Here is a 16,977-nt window from a genome sequence, read left to right as displayed (position 1 = left end):
ATGAAGAACCTTTTCAATAACATATATTTCTTTGTTCTATTTCTGTTTTTTAATGTAGTAGGATATGCGCAATTATATCCAGTTCAGTTAACACCAGTTTTTAATAGTCCATATAGCGTCAAAATATCCGATTATGCAACAAGCATGGATACAAAGATGCAATTGCTGATTAATCCGACCGATATTTCGATATCGCAAAGAAGAGTACGCTTAAAACTATACATACAAGGCAACGGACTAAATATTCAAACGTCTGATTATGCACAAGAACAAAGGCCGATATATATAAATGGAGGGGAACTGCAAACCTTAACCAATGTTGATATTGCATCGCTTTTTAGGTTAGAAAACCTGCAAGGAATGACTCCGGCGCAATATGCGAATCCGTTGCCAGAGGGAATGTATAATTTTTGTTTTGAGATGTACGATTTTATAACCAATCAAAAAATATCTCAGAAAAGCTGCGCCAATTTATATTTAATATTAAATGATCCGCCGTTATTAAATACGCCACAAAAAAACGAGCAAATTGCTTCAACAGAGTTTCCTAATATTTTATTTACATGGACACCACGTCAGATCAATGCAACAAACATATCCTATAAATTTGAGCTAAAACAGCTTTTAGATCCAACATTAGATCCTCAAATTGGGTTTCAAATGTCGCCAACTTTATATGAAGAAACTTTGTATGGCACAGCTGTTTTATACAATTTGAGCATGCCAATACTTACTCCAGGTTTGCGTTATGCATGGAGAGTAAGGGCAATTTCTACAACAGGACTTTCAGAAAATTCTGTTTTCAAAAATGATGGATATAGCGAAATATATTCTTTTAAATACACTGCGTCTTGTGCTGCGCCAACGTTTTTATTAAGCGAAGCCCAAAGTTCAAAAAGTGTAAAAATTACTTGGGAAGGAATTCCAGAACACACAAGATATCAAGTGCAATACAAAAAACAAGATGTTCGTAATGCACAATGGTTCTCGTCAAATAGTTTAAATAGGCAGAGTTTAATTACCAATTTAGAGCCAGGTGTTACCTACGAATTTAGAGTGGGATCAAGTTGTGATCCAGCCGAAGATGGCGTTCAGTCATTTACTTACTCCAACACTAGTACTTTTACAACACCAACTGAAAGTAATGGAGTTCCTGCATATAATTGTGGTATTGTACCGCAAATCAATATCCAGAATCAAAAACCGCTTACCAATTTAATTCAAAGCGAAACTTTCAAGGCCGGCGATTTCCCTGTTACAATTTTAGAACTGCAAGGAGAAAACAGCCCATATTCAGGACGTGGGTATATCATTGTTCCTTATTTAGCCGATACTAAAATTGCAGTAGAGTTTAAGGATATCGTAATAAATACCGATTATCAATTAATAAGTGGGGTTGTTGAGACCAGTTATAATCCTCAATGGGGAAATGTTGTAGATGTAAAAGAACTTATAGTAGATCTTTTAGATTCTATTACAGACTTAATAAACAAGAAAGAAGATTTATTAAATGATAATAAAGGAGGAATAAAAAATCAGGAGGAGTTTAATGAAAAATGGATCGCTTATGAGAAAGAATTAAAAGAAAAATTTGATCTTCTTTTTAACTCTAGTGATTTACCACAAAGTGTAAAAGATGATATTGCAAAAGTTGCAGGTAACACCTTTACAGCTTCAATAGAAAATAGCATTCCTAAAGTAACAGAATTTGAAAGTAAAATAGAGGAGTCAAAAGCCCAAAAAGATTTAATTAATGTAATAAACGAAACAAATAAATTATTTGAAGAATTAGTTGCTTTTCTTGATTTAGAAACGGTAATAAAATGTAAAAAATGTAGTGAAGAAAAGAAAGTTGCCAAACCTCAGATTGACAAATTAGGTACTTCAACTATTTCATTCAGCCCATATAATAAAGAAAGGTTTATCTGTGTTCTCGGAAATTTGATTAACGGAGAGTTTAAATTTAAAAAGATAGAATCTAAACAGGCAAATACTTTAGATGCAAAACTTTTAGAAAGTACAAAAAAAGCTTTTAATACACAAAAAGAAACATTCTTAACAGTTGTTCATAGCGATAATCAATTAGTTGAATGTGCAGTAAAATATCCTTCTGAAGAAATATGTAGCGCAGGAACAAAAGTTTTAGAAAAAACGGAGAAAGAGATAGCGGAGGAAGTTAAATTATGCTATACTGACAATAAGGTTAATTTTATTTTACCTGCGTTAGCAGAATCAGCTCGAAGCAATCAATCTGTAGAGTTTTTCTATAATAACGAAGTTTATCGTTTTTATAACAATAAAGTTGAAAAGGTAGAAAAACCTTTAACAGATGATCAGATTAACAATGGAGATTGGACTGAAGGTCAGGATGTAAAAATACGTTATGCAATAAATAGCAAAGGAGTTATTGAATATAAGGCATTAGGTTTTAGAAAAAATTTGTCTATTGTAAATGGAAAAACTGCAGATTTAAAAGAAATGGCAGATCACATTAAAAAGCAAGGAAATATATTTTTTAATGCTGCCAATGCCAACACTCCAACCAAAACACCAAAACAGGCAGGTCTTAAATTGAATGAGGATAAAGAAGTCTATGCTGATGGAAAGAAGATGGAAATTGATGAAAATGAATATGTTTACAAAATAGGCTATGAGGCGCTTGGATTAGTTACATCACTAATTAAAACTGGTAAAATAGAGAAGAAAACATATTCAGATTATCCAGAAGAGAAAGCTATCATAAAAGCTCCAGGTTTGGTAACGGGTTCTGTTGAAGTAGTAGCGACAAAAGTTACTAGTTTAACGAGTATAGGAACTCTAGTCTATGATCTATCAGTAGATAAAAAAGCTCGTGATAAAGCATTTAATGATTTTGTTGGTATTAAAGATCAAGTAGGCAGTGATCCTAAAATATTTGTGCCTACTTTGGGAAAGGTAGTATTAAGTATGAGTACTGGTCTCTCCGAAGAAGAATGGCAACAATTAACTAAAAATACTGATGGAGGAATTAAAAGTCATTCAACAACATTAGCGGTTGAAAATGCAGTTATTACTGTTTTTGCTAGTAGTGATCTTATTGCTAAACTACCATATGTGTCAGAAAAACTTGCCGAAAACATAAAAAAGGTCTTGACAGCTGCAAACACACTAAACAATATCAGTGACCTTGCTGATAATAATGTCTACTCAAAAGATATTCCAGCAGATATACCTATTACAATTCCTCATGCTGTATCAAAGGATTTATATGGTGGTAACTGTAAAGTTTATGTAATTTGGAAAGTAGCGCCAAATAGTGATGTTTCTGTTGCTAAGTACGGAATGACTTGTACAGATGATTATGATGAGAATTGTAATATGAGACCTGAAAGGCAATGTGTTAAATTTGAAAAAGAAAATAATCCTGAAAATTATAAGTTTTATTATGGTTGGGTAATTACAGGAATCTCGAAAGAGATGACTCATGCAGTTGAAAAGTCTTTAACAGCAGCATATGTCATAAGTAATGGAGGTAATATGCCATCTCATCATTATCTTCCTTGTTTTGTTAGAGACAAACAATGGGATGAAGATATGGAAGGTAGAAAAGTAACAGAAGAAAGAAGGTTACGAGCTATAAAATGGTTAAAAGATATGTTGATTCAGTACGGAAAATAATATGGTTATGAAAAAAATGAAAATACAAGATGTTAGGTTTCAATTTACGTTTTTTCAAAAAGAAACGGAAGCTCCTTTAGGAAACATGCTTTCTGATATCGGACATCTTTTTTTGAGTAAAATAAAATATCAATATGAAATTGAGAACACAAATGTTTTACGATTTTCATGTAGAAATTGTGATGAAAATAATTTCATTGAAAAACTTTATAGTTTAGGAGATGGAGAGATTGATAATATTGGAACAGCAACGTTTAATATTTCAGAAAAATATTTTTTGAGTTTAGACGATGAACAAAAACGTCTTTTTTTATTAGATACAATTTATAAAAGTTTTAAGGATTACGCATATCACTTTAATCAAAAAATTGATTTGCTAGATGAAGCATACAACAAAGTTTTAAAAGATGGATTTTACACTAATGAAACGGGATTTGTTAGTACAAGTAATAAATTATATAAGTGTTGGGTCGAGAAACTATTAAATTTTAAAAATTCTGATTACAGATTAGCATTTGAAGATACTAAAATGCAAAGTATAGAATATTATTATCTAGGAAATAAAGAAACACCAATTATAAAGCCTAATAGCGATGTTATAACGTTGCTCACCACACCGCAAAGTTTTTATGTTGAGGGGTGGAAAAAAGATGAATTTAGATTGCGATGGGGTGAATATGGAAATGAATTATATACTTTCGACAAGTTTACTAAAGAATTAAAAATGCAAATAAATAAAGTGGAATTGCCTGATTTTTTAAAATAATCTTGGAAGTATAATTGTTTTGAAGGGTGAAAAAATTCCCATGTAAGTAATTTATTTTATTGCCGGACCGCAAGTTTATAGAAATAAATAAGGCATAATTTTCTCTACTAGAATGTACAGCTTGCTCAAGTATATATTAATTAAAAAAAAGGAGTTGCATATTTGATAAAAAACAAAAAAAATAAAAATTTACACATGAAAAAATATCATTTAACCCTAATAGTAATGCTAATTAGCCTTTGCAGCTTTGCACAAAAACTAAAAATTGACAAAGGAGAAATAAAATTAGACGAGAAAACAATAGGATTTGTAGAGGGCAAAAAACCGTTGTTTACAATTTTCAGTGTAGATAAAAATTATTCCATAACGGCAGAATTAAAGAAAGCTCCAAACGAAGAATCTTTGGTATTGCCATGGATTGAAATTAAAGATGAAACGACGGGAAAATCAAATGAATTAGAATTTAAGAACAAAAGCAGAAAATTCAGTTCCTTCAATTACGACCGCAGTATTGTCTATGAATTATTAGACAGAGATATGATAGGAGTAGAAGGCTTAAACAAAGAAGTAATCGAAAGTTTTATTAACGGGACATCGGCAGGTATAGCGACAAAGCGTTTGGGAGCTCAAGGAGAAATAGATAATGCTAATAAAATTGCAGATACGTATCAGTTAGCGATTGATGATTATGGTACTATTTTTAGCATTAAAGCACAAAATGAGAATATAGACGATAAAAGAATTGGGTTTATAAAAGTGACTTCACCTTCTCCAAACGGAGATTTAAAGTATGAGGTTATAGATCTTGATAATAATTTAATTGGTACATGGTTCGCCAGAGGCGGAACTTTTAGCAGATATGAAAAGTTGTTAAATCAAGAGGTAATTACATTTGACGGAAAAGTCTTTAAAGCAGCTTTCGAAAATAGAGGAAATCCAGTAGGTTACAAAATGGGCCAAGATATTACAGCAATGAATGTTGTAAGGGCATTGGTTGGTAATGGTTATACATTAGGTAGTAGATATAATACAACTAAATAATTATAGAAATAGGTAAAATGATGAAAAACAAAGTTTTAGCAATTACATTATTACAATTCTTATTGGTGTTAAATGGTTGTAGTTCAGATTCAAATGATGCAACACCAGAACAGCCAGTAGTGGTGGTAAAAACACCAAAATTAACGGCGTATTCTAAAAACGCTGGTGAAGTAGGTGAAACAATTACAATAACTGGAGAAAATTTTCCAGACAAAATAAGTGACATCAAAATAACTTTTGATGGATTGGCAGCAACAATTGTTTCGACTTCAGCTACCGAAATTAAATTCGTTTTGCCACAAACCGAAAAAATACTACCAAAGATTATTATAACAATCTTAGATAAAGAGATCTATAATGAGATTACGAATGGTTATAACGGAAATATTGCTATTCTTCCAGCTCCTTCACTGACAAGTTGGGTAACGCAAGAGAATACGCTAAAAGAGGATGGTGGAATACCACGCATTATGGTTATTAATGATAAAGTAATGTATCTAAACTCAGATATAACTGGGGCACGTGTTTATAGAACATTAGATGGTGGAGTTACTTGGAATCAATGGGCAGTTAATGGTTTTAGTGCTGGATTCTATGCTACTAAAAATGATGAAGGGTGGTCTCACACAGGTTTTGGAATTTCAAAAATTGCTAAAGGAGGTTATTTAGGAATTGACACATTTGCAAATTTTGGTGAAGTAAAAGATGTGCAGACTTCATATTGTTTATATGTAGACGATAATATGACAAATGGAACTATTGTTACGCAATTTGGAGATGTTTTCACAACTTCTAACGGAGTTGACTTTACACAAGTTTATGATGCACATTTAAACGATGAAGGTTATGATAGAGGATCTGTCAATAAATCTATAGAAATTGATAACAATCATATCTGGGTAGCTGGACAAAAAACGATAAAAACAGTAAGATACCCATTTGTTTTGTTTAAAAATAATGAAACAGATGGTTGGAAAGAACATTATTTGGAGAATGAACCAAATTCGTCTGTTAATGAAATATCTTTCGCTGATAAAGCAAACGGTTTTCTTTTAATTAATGGAGCAACTTCTAGCACCTTTTATAAAACTACAGATGGTGGCGATACTTGGGCTAAAGTTTATACAGGAGAAAAATTTACAAAATTCACTTTTAAAGACGGTAATACAGGCTGGGCTGTTTTAGAAAATAAAATCTACAAAACAGTAGATGGCGGTGTGACATGGACTCTTGATTATACACATGGACAGCCTATAAAATCAATTGCTTACAAAAATAATATTGTTTGGGCTTTAGCTACAGATAAAATCATCAAACGTTACTTGTAATTTTTAAGGGATAGAAATTCAAATTATACAATAAAAAGCACTGCGGTTTTTTAATAACTGCAGTGTTTTAAAATGCACTGAATGAAAAAAACTTTACTCTTATTCTTATTTTTTGTTATTACTTCTTGTTATCAAGAGACTGCTATAGCCATAGAAGGTGAGTTTACCACTTCTTATGTTGATCAGGATGAATCTATACCCGTTATTATTAAAATTGATAATAAAGTAACGGGTGCAGATACGTATGAATGGACATTTGAAGGAGGGAATCCTTCTGTTTCAAATTCTAAAAATCCTGGCGAGATTTTATACAGCAAGCAGGGAACTTATACCATTAAATTAATAGCAAAAAATGTAGACGGAGAAAGTCAAGAATTCACTAAAACTGTTGAAATAAAAGACGGAATCAATATTGAATTTACGCATGAAATTGTAAAAAGCAATTATTCTCCAGTTGAGGTAGTTTTAAAGAATTCGACTATTGGAGAAGGATTAACTTTTAAGTGGGAATTTCAGGACGGATCGCCAGCTTCTTTTACAGGAAAAACACCTCCAAACGTAGTATTTACAACTCCAGGAGAACATACCATAACTTTGACGGTATCGAATGGCTTTGAATCTGATAAGCAGACTAAGACTATTACAGTAAATCCATATTTGGTGAGTCTGTTTACCTATAAACCAAAATTTGAAGATGATGATTACGAAGCTTCTGTAACAATTGATTTTACAAACCAATCAGTCAGTGTAACAAGCTATAAATGGACATTTGAAGGCGGAAACCCAGCGGTTTCTACAGAAGAAAATCCAACAGTTGTTTTTGCAAATGCAGGAACTCATGAAGTTATTTTGGAAGCGTCGAACGACAAAACAAGCCAAGTTTTCAAATCGACAATTACAGTGTTACCAGACACAAACCTTCGCACATTTGCCAATATAAAATTAGGAATTAACACAGCACATAATGGCAACAACATTGGTGCAATGTTTTCTACAGTAACGCGCGAAGTTTACAAAGCAAACGAAATTAACGATGAGAATAGCGCTTTAATAGATATTGTATTTCAAGGGTTAAACAGCAATTTTACCTACAATAGATTTATCTCTCCAGATCAGGCCAATAACTACGGGTTTTTAGCATTAAAAAATGCGCAAAGCACCATTTTTGTAAACTCACAAAACTTGTGCAATTGCGGTTTAAATTTTACCGAAGCGCAGTTTGATAGTATGGAAAATGATACGCCCATAAAATCATTAAATATAAGTTACACCGCTGGAGGAGCACAGGAATTTGGTTTTACCTATCCGAAAATTATTTTATTTAAAACGCAAGACGGCAGAAAAGGCGCCATTAAAATTAAAGAAATGGTAAAGAACGGTACAAGTTCTTACATTTTATGCGATATCAAAGTCCAAAAACAATAACCAGTAAATGAAGATAATAAATAATAAAATCTTGTTTTGGTTATGTATTGTTTTGGCCTGTTGTTTTTGCAGGAAAGGATATGCACAGGATATAGATTTGCAGAATTTTTATAAACCTAATTTTAAGGTAACAGGTAATATTAATGCCAATATGATGTACTACAATTCTAATATGGAAAATTCACGTGAACCTTTCACGTATCTCTTTTCAGGAAGTTTGAATATTAGTGCTTTTAATTTTAGTGTTCCGTTATTTTATAGTTTTACCAACCAAGGAAATAATTTAGGATATACTGCTCCATTTGATTTTAATAGATTAAGCATTATGCCTAAGTACAAATGGGTAAAAGCATATATTGGAAATGTAAGCATGACATTTTCTCCTTACACATTAAGCGGTTATCCGTTTAAAGGAGTCGGATTAGAATTGACACCAAATAGTCCCTTTAAAATATCTTTGATGGGAGGGCAGCTTCTTAAAGCAGTTTCAGCAGAAAATGCTTCTGGCGGAGTTCCGATCTATCAGCGTTTTGGTTATGGAGCAAAAGTAGGTTTTGAGAAACCGCAATATAAATTAGGCTGGATTGGTTTTTATGCCAAAGACGATGCCAGTTCATTAAACATGGTAAATGATAATGGAGTTACGCCAAAAGAAAACTTTGTAAACAGTTTGATTTTTAGTACTTCTTTGGTAAAAAACTTAAATTTTAATGTGGAGTATGCCTTGTCTGTACTGACAGATGATACAAGAAGTGAAAGTATTTCTGGCGGAGGTTTTCGAGATAAGATATTTTCTGGCAAAGAAAGTACAAGCTACATGAATGCCTTCAATGTTAATTTTGATTACAATATTCAAAAAAGTACTGTTGGATTAACCTATGAGCGTATTGACCCAAATTATAATACGCTTGGGGCATTATATTTTAATAATGACTTAGAAAACATTGCGTTGCGTTTTGCAAGACCTTTTTATCATGATAAAATTACAGTTTCTACCAGTTTAGGATTTCAGAAGGATGATTTAGATAAAGTCAAAAAACAAGATACAAAGCGTGTTGTTGGATCTATTAACATGAATTACAGAGTAACAGATCAAATCAACATTACGGGAAGCTATTCTAATTTTTCTACTTATACCAATAAAAAGTTAGATCAGTTTGAGCTTATAAACAATCCAAATGTTGTGCAAGCAGATACGTTAGATTACAGACAATTGTCTCAAAATGCCAATGTAAATATGTCGTATGCTTTCGGAAAAAAAAGAAATCAAAATTTAAACTTCAATTATAGCATTGCAGGACAAGCTAATGAACAAGGAGGTGTAATCAGAAAAGGTCAGGCGAGCACGGTTCAAAATTATAATTTGGCACATACGGTTAGTTTTCTTACCACTAAAGTTTCCTTAAACAGTTCGCTTAATTATACTAAAAATGAAGTAAGCAGAAATAACAATTCTTCTATGGGAGCTTCAGTTGGAGCTTCTAAAAAACTATTTAAAGACAAGCTGAATACCAATCTTGGCTTCCTTTACAATAATTCGCAAGGCAATATGAATTCAAGTTCTGTTTTTGGAATTAAGTTTAATAATAGTTATGTAATGTATCAGAGACATAATTTTGGCTTAAATGTCATTTCAATGTTTAGAAGCAGTACTAATACTGCCAAATTCAACGATTTAACAGCTACTTTAAATTACACTTGTTCATTAGATAAAATAAAACTGCCAGCCAAAAAAGAACCTAAAAAAGAAAAAGAAGAGGTTTTAAATCCGATTCTAAAAATAAATTACAAAGACAAAACATACGAAGGAACAAGAGACGAAATTATCAAGCAGCTACAAGATATGCAGTCAGCACTTCGTCCGATGCCTAAAGAAGATTCAGAGGAATTACAGCATCTATTAACGCTAACTACTTTGACTCCCGATGATGATAGCTTCAAAGAAAAAGCTTTAAATTATTTAAAGGCGTACGATTTAAATAATGACATCTTAAATAAATACGACAATTATATTCATGAAACTGTAAAAAGTTTGAGAGAAGAAATGGTTCGTAAAGACGAAGGATACGAGAATGATTATGTTATGGCTTTAGGAAGAGTTAACAAGCATAAAATGCACGGTGTAGATGCAAAAGATGTAACAGATAAAGTGAGTTACAATTCGTATTTGAAACTTGTAGATCGAAAAAATAAAAAGTTACAGCCTTTACTAGTTCATCGATGGATGTATAATGAGATGGGAATACTTTCAAATACACCTGTAGATCAAATTCATCAAAATGAAAATCTTTCTGCTTTTAATAAAGAAGAACTTGGAGATTTCTTTAAAATGATGAAAGAGAAAAAAACAGAGGCAGCTATAATCGAAGAAATAAAAATCAAATTAATTCCATTCTATCATGATTTGGCACTTAAAAATGTTAAAGATGATGAAGTCGATTTTAAGTTTATAAAGAATAATTAATAGAAAAAAAACTCTTTATAGTTCGAAAGAGTCAAAATATAAAAGAAGTCGGTATGCTTTATTTTTCAAAAAAACAGAATGATTTGCTTATGAAAAAAAATTACAAAATACATTTTGCTGCACTGCTTATCATGCTTTCGGTTGTTTTTTCTTATGGACAGGAGATTGCACCTCCAAAAGAACTAAGCGCTGCTTCAAGTTCAATACAAAAGATTGAAGCCGCTGACCGTTGGGTAGATAAATTTTCAAATCAAGATTTGGTAGAACTGCCTATTGGTATTCGTAATACAGTAAATAACATTCAATATTCTATTGGAGTTACAAAGGCCACTTTTACGCCGGAGTATACAACTTTGACTGTTTTCTGTAGAGTTGATATTCCGCAGAAAGATAAAAAAACAGGACAGCCCATGCAGCTTTTCTTTGGTGCAGATAATGTAAAATTATCGCATCAGGGAGGTATTATGGGTGAAGCCAAATTGGTATTGTTGGGTAATGTTGACATTCCGTTTAATGAGGATAAATGGCAAGTTTCTCTCTATGGAGGTTTCGATATGGCGACAGGAAACGTAAATGATCTGACTTATGTAAAGATAGATTGTGATGGTTTTAAAGAAATGAAAATTTCTGGGGCAGTTGAGTTTTCTAGAGATTTAATTCTGCCAATTGATCCGTTGACAAAAACAGTTGATGAAGCAAAAACAACAATTCCTAAAACATATTATAACGGAAAAACTGTTCCAATACCAAATAGAGTTCGAGGAGAATTTAATTTTACAGCAGGAAGCTGGAATGATATTTTGTTAAATGTAAGTTTGCAGCCATTCGTTTTAAAAGACAAACGAAACGGAAAAGATTTTGATGGCAATTTTCAATTTTTGGTAAACAATGCTGTTTTAGATTTAAGTGATCTAAAAAATGATCCTGTAGTTGTTTTTCCGGAATATTATGCAAAAAACTCGCTTTTGGTTCCAAGTCAGGAATCATGGAAAGGGGTTTTTGTCCAGACTTTTGATGTAGGTCTGCCAAAAGAATTTCAAACTACAGATACTGCTTCAAGTAAAGAAAGGCTTCATGTAGGTGCACAAAATCTTATTATCGATAAATTTGGAGTTTCGGGAACTTTTTATGCAGACAATGTTTTTCCTTTAGATCGAGGAATCACTAGTCAAGAAAAATCATGGGCCTATTCTTTAGACCATATAGATGTAACTATTGCCGCTAATACTTTTGTAAAAGCAAATTTAAAAGGACAGATTCTTTTACCAATTAGCAAAGCTGCACCAGAGAAAAAAGAAACGGCTACAACTCCAGCAACCAATACAGGAACCGATTCTGCTAAACCAAAACAGACCAATAGAGCTGGTTTAGAATACAACGGATTCATTTCTATGGAAGAGCAGCAATTGGTTGTGATAACAAAAGATTCCATAGCTTTTGACATCTGGAAAGCAAAAGCATTATTGCTGCCCAATAGTTCTGTCGAGCTAAAATTAGTCAACGGAAGATTTTTGCCTAAAGCCAATCTAAACGGTTCGGTTTCTTTTGGAACCAATAAAGGAGCAACTGACGATAAAGATGTCGAAGGCAAGAAAATGGTAGACTTTAAAGGAATTTCGTTTGAAAACCTTCAATTGCAGACTGTTTCGCCTATTATTTCGGTTAGAAATATGGGGTACAAAGGCACTGTTGGTTTTGCTAATTTTCCTGTTTCTATCGGAAACATTAATGTAGCCATTAATGGAGATGATTCCCGAATTGATTTTGATTTAGGAATTAATTTAATGGAAAGCATTGGAGCAGGAGCTACAGCTAGAATTGGAATAAAAGGTAAGATGTACGATGATGGGTATAGGCAAAAAAGCCGATATGACGGTCTGGATCTTTCGGCCATAAACATAGATTGCAAGTTTAGTGGATTAATTATTAAAGGTGGTCTTATCCTAATGGAAAATGACCCTGTATATGGTAACGGATTTAATGCTGACTTGATGGTTGATGTTGTTGGTGTTGTAAATGTTCAGGCAAAAGCTATTTTTGGGCGATCTACTTTTAGGTATTGGTACTTTGATTCTGCTGTAAAATGGCCACCTGTGCCTTCGCCATTTATGATTAATGGTTTTGGTGGGGGAGCCTATTATAAAATGCGAAGAAATCAGGATCTGTCCATTGCAGATTTTTCGCTATCAGGATTGAGTTATACTCCAGATGAAAAGATAAGTTTAGGACTTAAAGCTTTAATTTATTTTTCTATTGGTACAGAATCTGTTTGCGATGGTGAAGCTGGTTTTGAAATTGCATTTAACTCAAATGGAGGAATAAACAGATTAGCTATTTTTGGTAAAGCCAATGTTATGGCCAAAATTCCAGGGCTTAAAAATGTTACCGATTTAATGGGTAAAGTAGCTTCAAATGTTACAGCCAAGAAAAGCTTTTTAGGAATAACAGAAAATGACCTTAAAGGTTCTTTTGCCAGTAAATATATTCCAGCAGCAAAAGAATCAATACCAGGCGATTTATCTGCTGCAGTAGGAATAAAAATGGCAGCAGCTATCGAATTTGATTTTGAAAATAAATCGATGCATGCCACTACCGATGTATACATTAACACACCAGGAAATTTCATTTCGGGAATTGGAGAAGGAGGTAGAGCCGTTTGGGGAGTTTTCCACAAAGATCCAAAAGATTGGTATATGTACATGGGAACGCCAGACGACCGATGTGGTATTAAAATAGGAGTTGCTGGAATGTACTTAAAAACTACCAGTTATTTTATGGCAGGAACAGTGCTTCCTGGAAGTCCGCCGCCGCCGCCGCAAGTAGCCCAAATTTTGGGTGTCGATTTAAAAGAATTGGACTATATGCGCGACGAAAATGCGTTGGCAAATGGAGGAGGTGTTGCCTTTGGAGCTAGTTTAGATTTTGATACAGGAGATTTAAGCTTCCTGCTTTTTTACGCACGTTTTCAAGCAGGAATGGGATTCGATATTATGCTTAAAGATTACCAAGAAGCAAGATGTTCTAATACAGGAAGCAAAGTTGGTATAAACGGGTGGTATGCCAATGGACAATCTTATGCCTACCTGCAGGGAGAACTTGGAATTAGAGTTAAGTTATCATTCTTAAAATTAAAAGTTCCAATTATTTCTGGTGGAGCAGCCGTTTTATTACAGGCAAAATTGCCAAATCCAGTTTGGATGAGAGGCTATATGGCCGGAAACATGAATATCTTAGGCGGATTGATAAAAGGAAAATTCAGGTTTAAATTTGAAATTGGTGAAGAATGCCAATTTGAAAATGCATCGCCATTAGGAGGTGTAAAACTGATAACCGATGTAACTCCAAAACAAAGCTCAACAGATATAGATGTTTTTGCTGTGCCACAAGCCGCATTTTCAATGAAAGTTAATGAAGCTTTTGTAATTCCTGAAGATTCAGGCGATGTGACTTACAAAGTAATATTAGAAAAATTTAAAGTATTTGACGGAACAAAAGAAATTCCTGGAACTTTTGAGTGGAGCGCTTTAAAAGACAAAGTTAATTTTGTTTCAACTGACATTCTTCCGCCTCATAAAGAATTGAAAGTTCAAGTTGAGGTAAGTTTCCAAAAAATGGTAAATGGCGCATTCCAACCTATAAAAGTAGACGGAAAAATTGCTACAGAATACGAAGAAAGAATGTTTACAACAGGAGGAGCACCAAATCATATTCCGCTTAATAATATTAAATTTTCGTACCCAGTTGTAGATCAAAAGTATTTCCTTGAAGAAGAATATCCAAAAGGATACATTCAGCTTAAACGCGGTCAAGATTATTTGTTTGAAGACTCAAGTTGGGAGACAAGTATTAAGGTTGATCAAGACGGAACTTCCAACTCAAAGGCTATCGTATTTAATTATGATACGTCTTCAAATGAAGTGTATTATAACTTTCCGAATATTGATCAGGAAAAGAAATATAATTTCTCAATTGTTAGTAATTTAAAGCAGAATAACGCATCGAAAAGTACAACATCGAATACAAAAGCAAATACGATTAGCGACGAAGGTAACGATATACAAATAAAAGAAAATCAGGCAGATGCTTTATCTAAAGCCGAAGGAAGTATTGATCGTTTAACGTATTCATTCAATACAAGTAAATACAAGACTTTTTCGTCTAAGATGAATGCAATCAATACACAAAGCTATAATTTTGGAGTTTTATATTCAGATGTAATTTATTTAAGTAACACTATTTCAAGTCAAGAGGCTTTTGATTTAGTAGAATTAAGAGGAGTTGCTTATACTGACAACAAACCTGTAATAACGGCAGAATCTAAATTAAACGACCAATATTTTACAACAGATATTTATCCTTATTTGTACAAAGATTATCCTTTAAATGGTACTTTTTCTATAACCAATAGAGATACTGCTGAGTTAGGAGTTATTCCAGCAAAAGCAATTCCGTTAAATGCGTATTATATGACCAGCTTAGAAAACGATATTAATCAGGCATGGACAAAAAGTAATTTTCCATTTAAATACAATATGCCATTGCTTTACAAAGAAGATTGGGTCGATTTAAATAACCAAATAATCAACTCACACATTAACGGAGAACCTGGTTTTGCAGCACTTTCTCAGCGATTTGTTAGTAGTATTTTCCAATTTATGCGATATGGAAATTACGAAATAGTAATGAAGTATAATTTGCCAGGAAATAAACAAGCAAATGAATATGTTTACAAATACAGAAACAATAATAACTTTAGGTAAGTTATAGAAACAGACTATAGAACTTTATGATTCTTATTTGAAAAAGATCGAAATAAAATAGATAAATAAACAGAAAACCCGTTTGAGAATTCTCAAACGGGTTTTGACATTCTAGACATTTAGATTTCTTAAGGATTTTTAAGTTTTTTTTATTAATTTACGTAGGCTTAAAAATCAGTGTATTATCTAAAAGTAAGAAATGCAGGATAACAAAGAAGAAAAGAAAGAACAAAATGCAGTATATCTGCTTCCGTGGGTAACGGCAATTGCCATGTTTATGCAATCATTAGATGGTACAATTCTTAATACTTCGTTACCGTCTATAGCCAAAGATATGGGGTATTCGGCAACCGAAATGAATTCGGTTATTGTAACCTATACGCTCACATTAGCTATGTTTATACCGCTTTCTGGTTGGCTGGCAGATAAGTTTGGAACTAGAACGATGTTTATGATTGCTGTATTTCTATTTATCATGGGGTCTTTGTTTTGTGCTCTTTCTGTTGATTTAAGAACACTCAATATGGCGCGTGTTTTACAAGCAGTTGGCGCTTCTATGATGGTACCAATTGCCCGACTGGCTATTTTGTACCAATACCCCAAAAATCAACTGCTTAAAACAATGAATTTTATAACCTTATTTGGATTATTAGGAATGGTTGCCGGTCCAAGTTTAGGAGGTTTTCTTTCTGATAATTTTAGCTGGCATTGGATTTTTCTAATAAATATTCCAATAGGCCTTATCGGAATTTCGATGGCGTATCGTATTATGCCTAATTTTAGACATGCGGTAGGAAGATTCGATTTTAGAGGATTGGTGTATTTTAGTTTGGCATTGATTTCTATTACTTTGGTTTTAGAACTTATAGGAAGCGGAAGAATGCATATGATTGTAATATTAAGCCTGCTGTTTCTATTCGGACTGCTTTCTTTGTTTTATTACATTCACTATAAAAAAACCGAAAAACCTATTATCGATCTACATCTTTTAAATATTAGAACCTTAAAAATAGGATTAATGGGAAGTTTAATTACTAGACTAGGAATTGGCGGACTGCCGTTGCTTTTGCCGCTAATGTTGCAGACTAGTTTTGGTTATTCGGCTTCTGTTTCAGGTTTATTGCTCTTGCCTTCTGCTATATCCAATGTTGCAGTGAAACCTTTTATGGTAAACATCATAAAGTTTTTTGGATACAGAACTGTATTAATAAGCAACACCATTTTGCTCGGAGTGGTTTTAATTGTTCTCGGATTTGTAACAAAAGAAACTCCGATTGGTTACTATATTTTGCTAATGATATTTTATGGAGTTTTTACCTCTATACAAATGTCTGCTATGAATACCATTACGCTTTCAGATTTAGATCAAGATACCGCCAGCGGAGGAAATACAATGTTAGTTATCATGCAACAGCTTTCGGTAAGTTTTGGAGTTTCTGTTTCTAGTCTCGCACTTTCTTTATTTCAGGATGGCATATTTAATTTAAACCCTGTAAAAGCATTTCAATATACTTTTATTGCATTGGCTGTCTTTAC

Annotated in this window: 8 protein-coding genes; all 8 read left to right on the top strand. The window is 33.0% G+C overall.

The annotated features are described in order from the left end of the window. Positions 1-3,657, top strand: coding sequence for a fibronectin type III domain-containing protein (locus B3J44_RS11030; RefSeq protein WP_286968497.1), 3,657 nt, complete (start codon positions 1-3; stop codon positions 3,655-3,657). A gap of 7 nt (positions 3,658-3,664) precedes the next feature. Continuing rightward, the gene (locus B3J44_RS11025; protein WP_286968496.1) at positions 3,665-4,423 is read left to right on the top strand and encodes a hypothetical protein; all 759 of its coding nucleotides are present in this window, start codon (positions 3,665-3,667) and stop codon (positions 4,421-4,423) included. A gap of 195 nt (positions 4,424-4,618) precedes the next feature. Further along, on the top strand, positions 4,619-5,464 hold the full coding sequence (locus tag B3J44_RS11020) for a hypothetical protein (protein ID WP_286968495.1): 846 nt from the start codon (positions 4,619-4,621) through the stop codon (positions 5,462-5,464). A 17-nt stretch (positions 5,465-5,481) separates the two neighbouring features. After that, a complete protein-coding gene (locus B3J44_RS11015; protein ID WP_286968494.1) occupies positions 5,482-6,792 on the top strand; it encodes an IPT/TIG domain-containing protein in 1,311 nt (436 codons plus the stop codon). Positions 6,793-6,873: 81 nt separating this feature from the next. Continuing rightward, positions 6,874-8,217, top strand: a complete 1,344-nt coding sequence (locus tag B3J44_RS11010; RefSeq protein WP_286968493.1) for a PKD domain-containing protein — start codon at positions 6,874-6,876, stop codon at positions 8,215-8,217. Positions 8,218-8,224: 7 nt separating this feature from the next. After that, complete coding sequence (locus B3J44_RS11005) at positions 8,225-10,681, top strand: hypothetical protein (protein ID WP_286968492.1); 2,457 nt, start codon at positions 8,225-8,227, stop codon at positions 10,679-10,681. Positions 10,682-10,770: 89 nt separating this feature from the next. Then, positions 10,771-15,441, top strand: a complete 4,671-nt coding sequence (locus B3J44_RS11000; RefSeq protein ID WP_286968491.1) for a hypothetical protein — start codon at positions 10,771-10,773, stop codon at positions 15,439-15,441. Positions 15,442-15,640: 199 nt separating this feature from the next. Beyond that, a partial coding sequence (locus B3J44_RS10995; RefSeq protein ID WP_286968490.1) for a DHA2 family efflux MFS transporter permease subunit occupies positions 15,641-16,977 on the top strand: 1,337 nt, incomplete at its 3' end.

It is taken from the genome of Flavobacterium sp. UBA4854, from assembly GCF_002399805.1.
GTDB classification, from domain to species: Bacteria; Bacteroidota; Bacteroidia; order Flavobacteriales; family Flavobacteriaceae; genus Flavobacterium; species Flavobacterium ginsengisoli.
The sequence above is the reverse complement of the archived record's forward strand: the minus strand, read 5'-3'. Positions and strand labels throughout refer to the sequence as shown.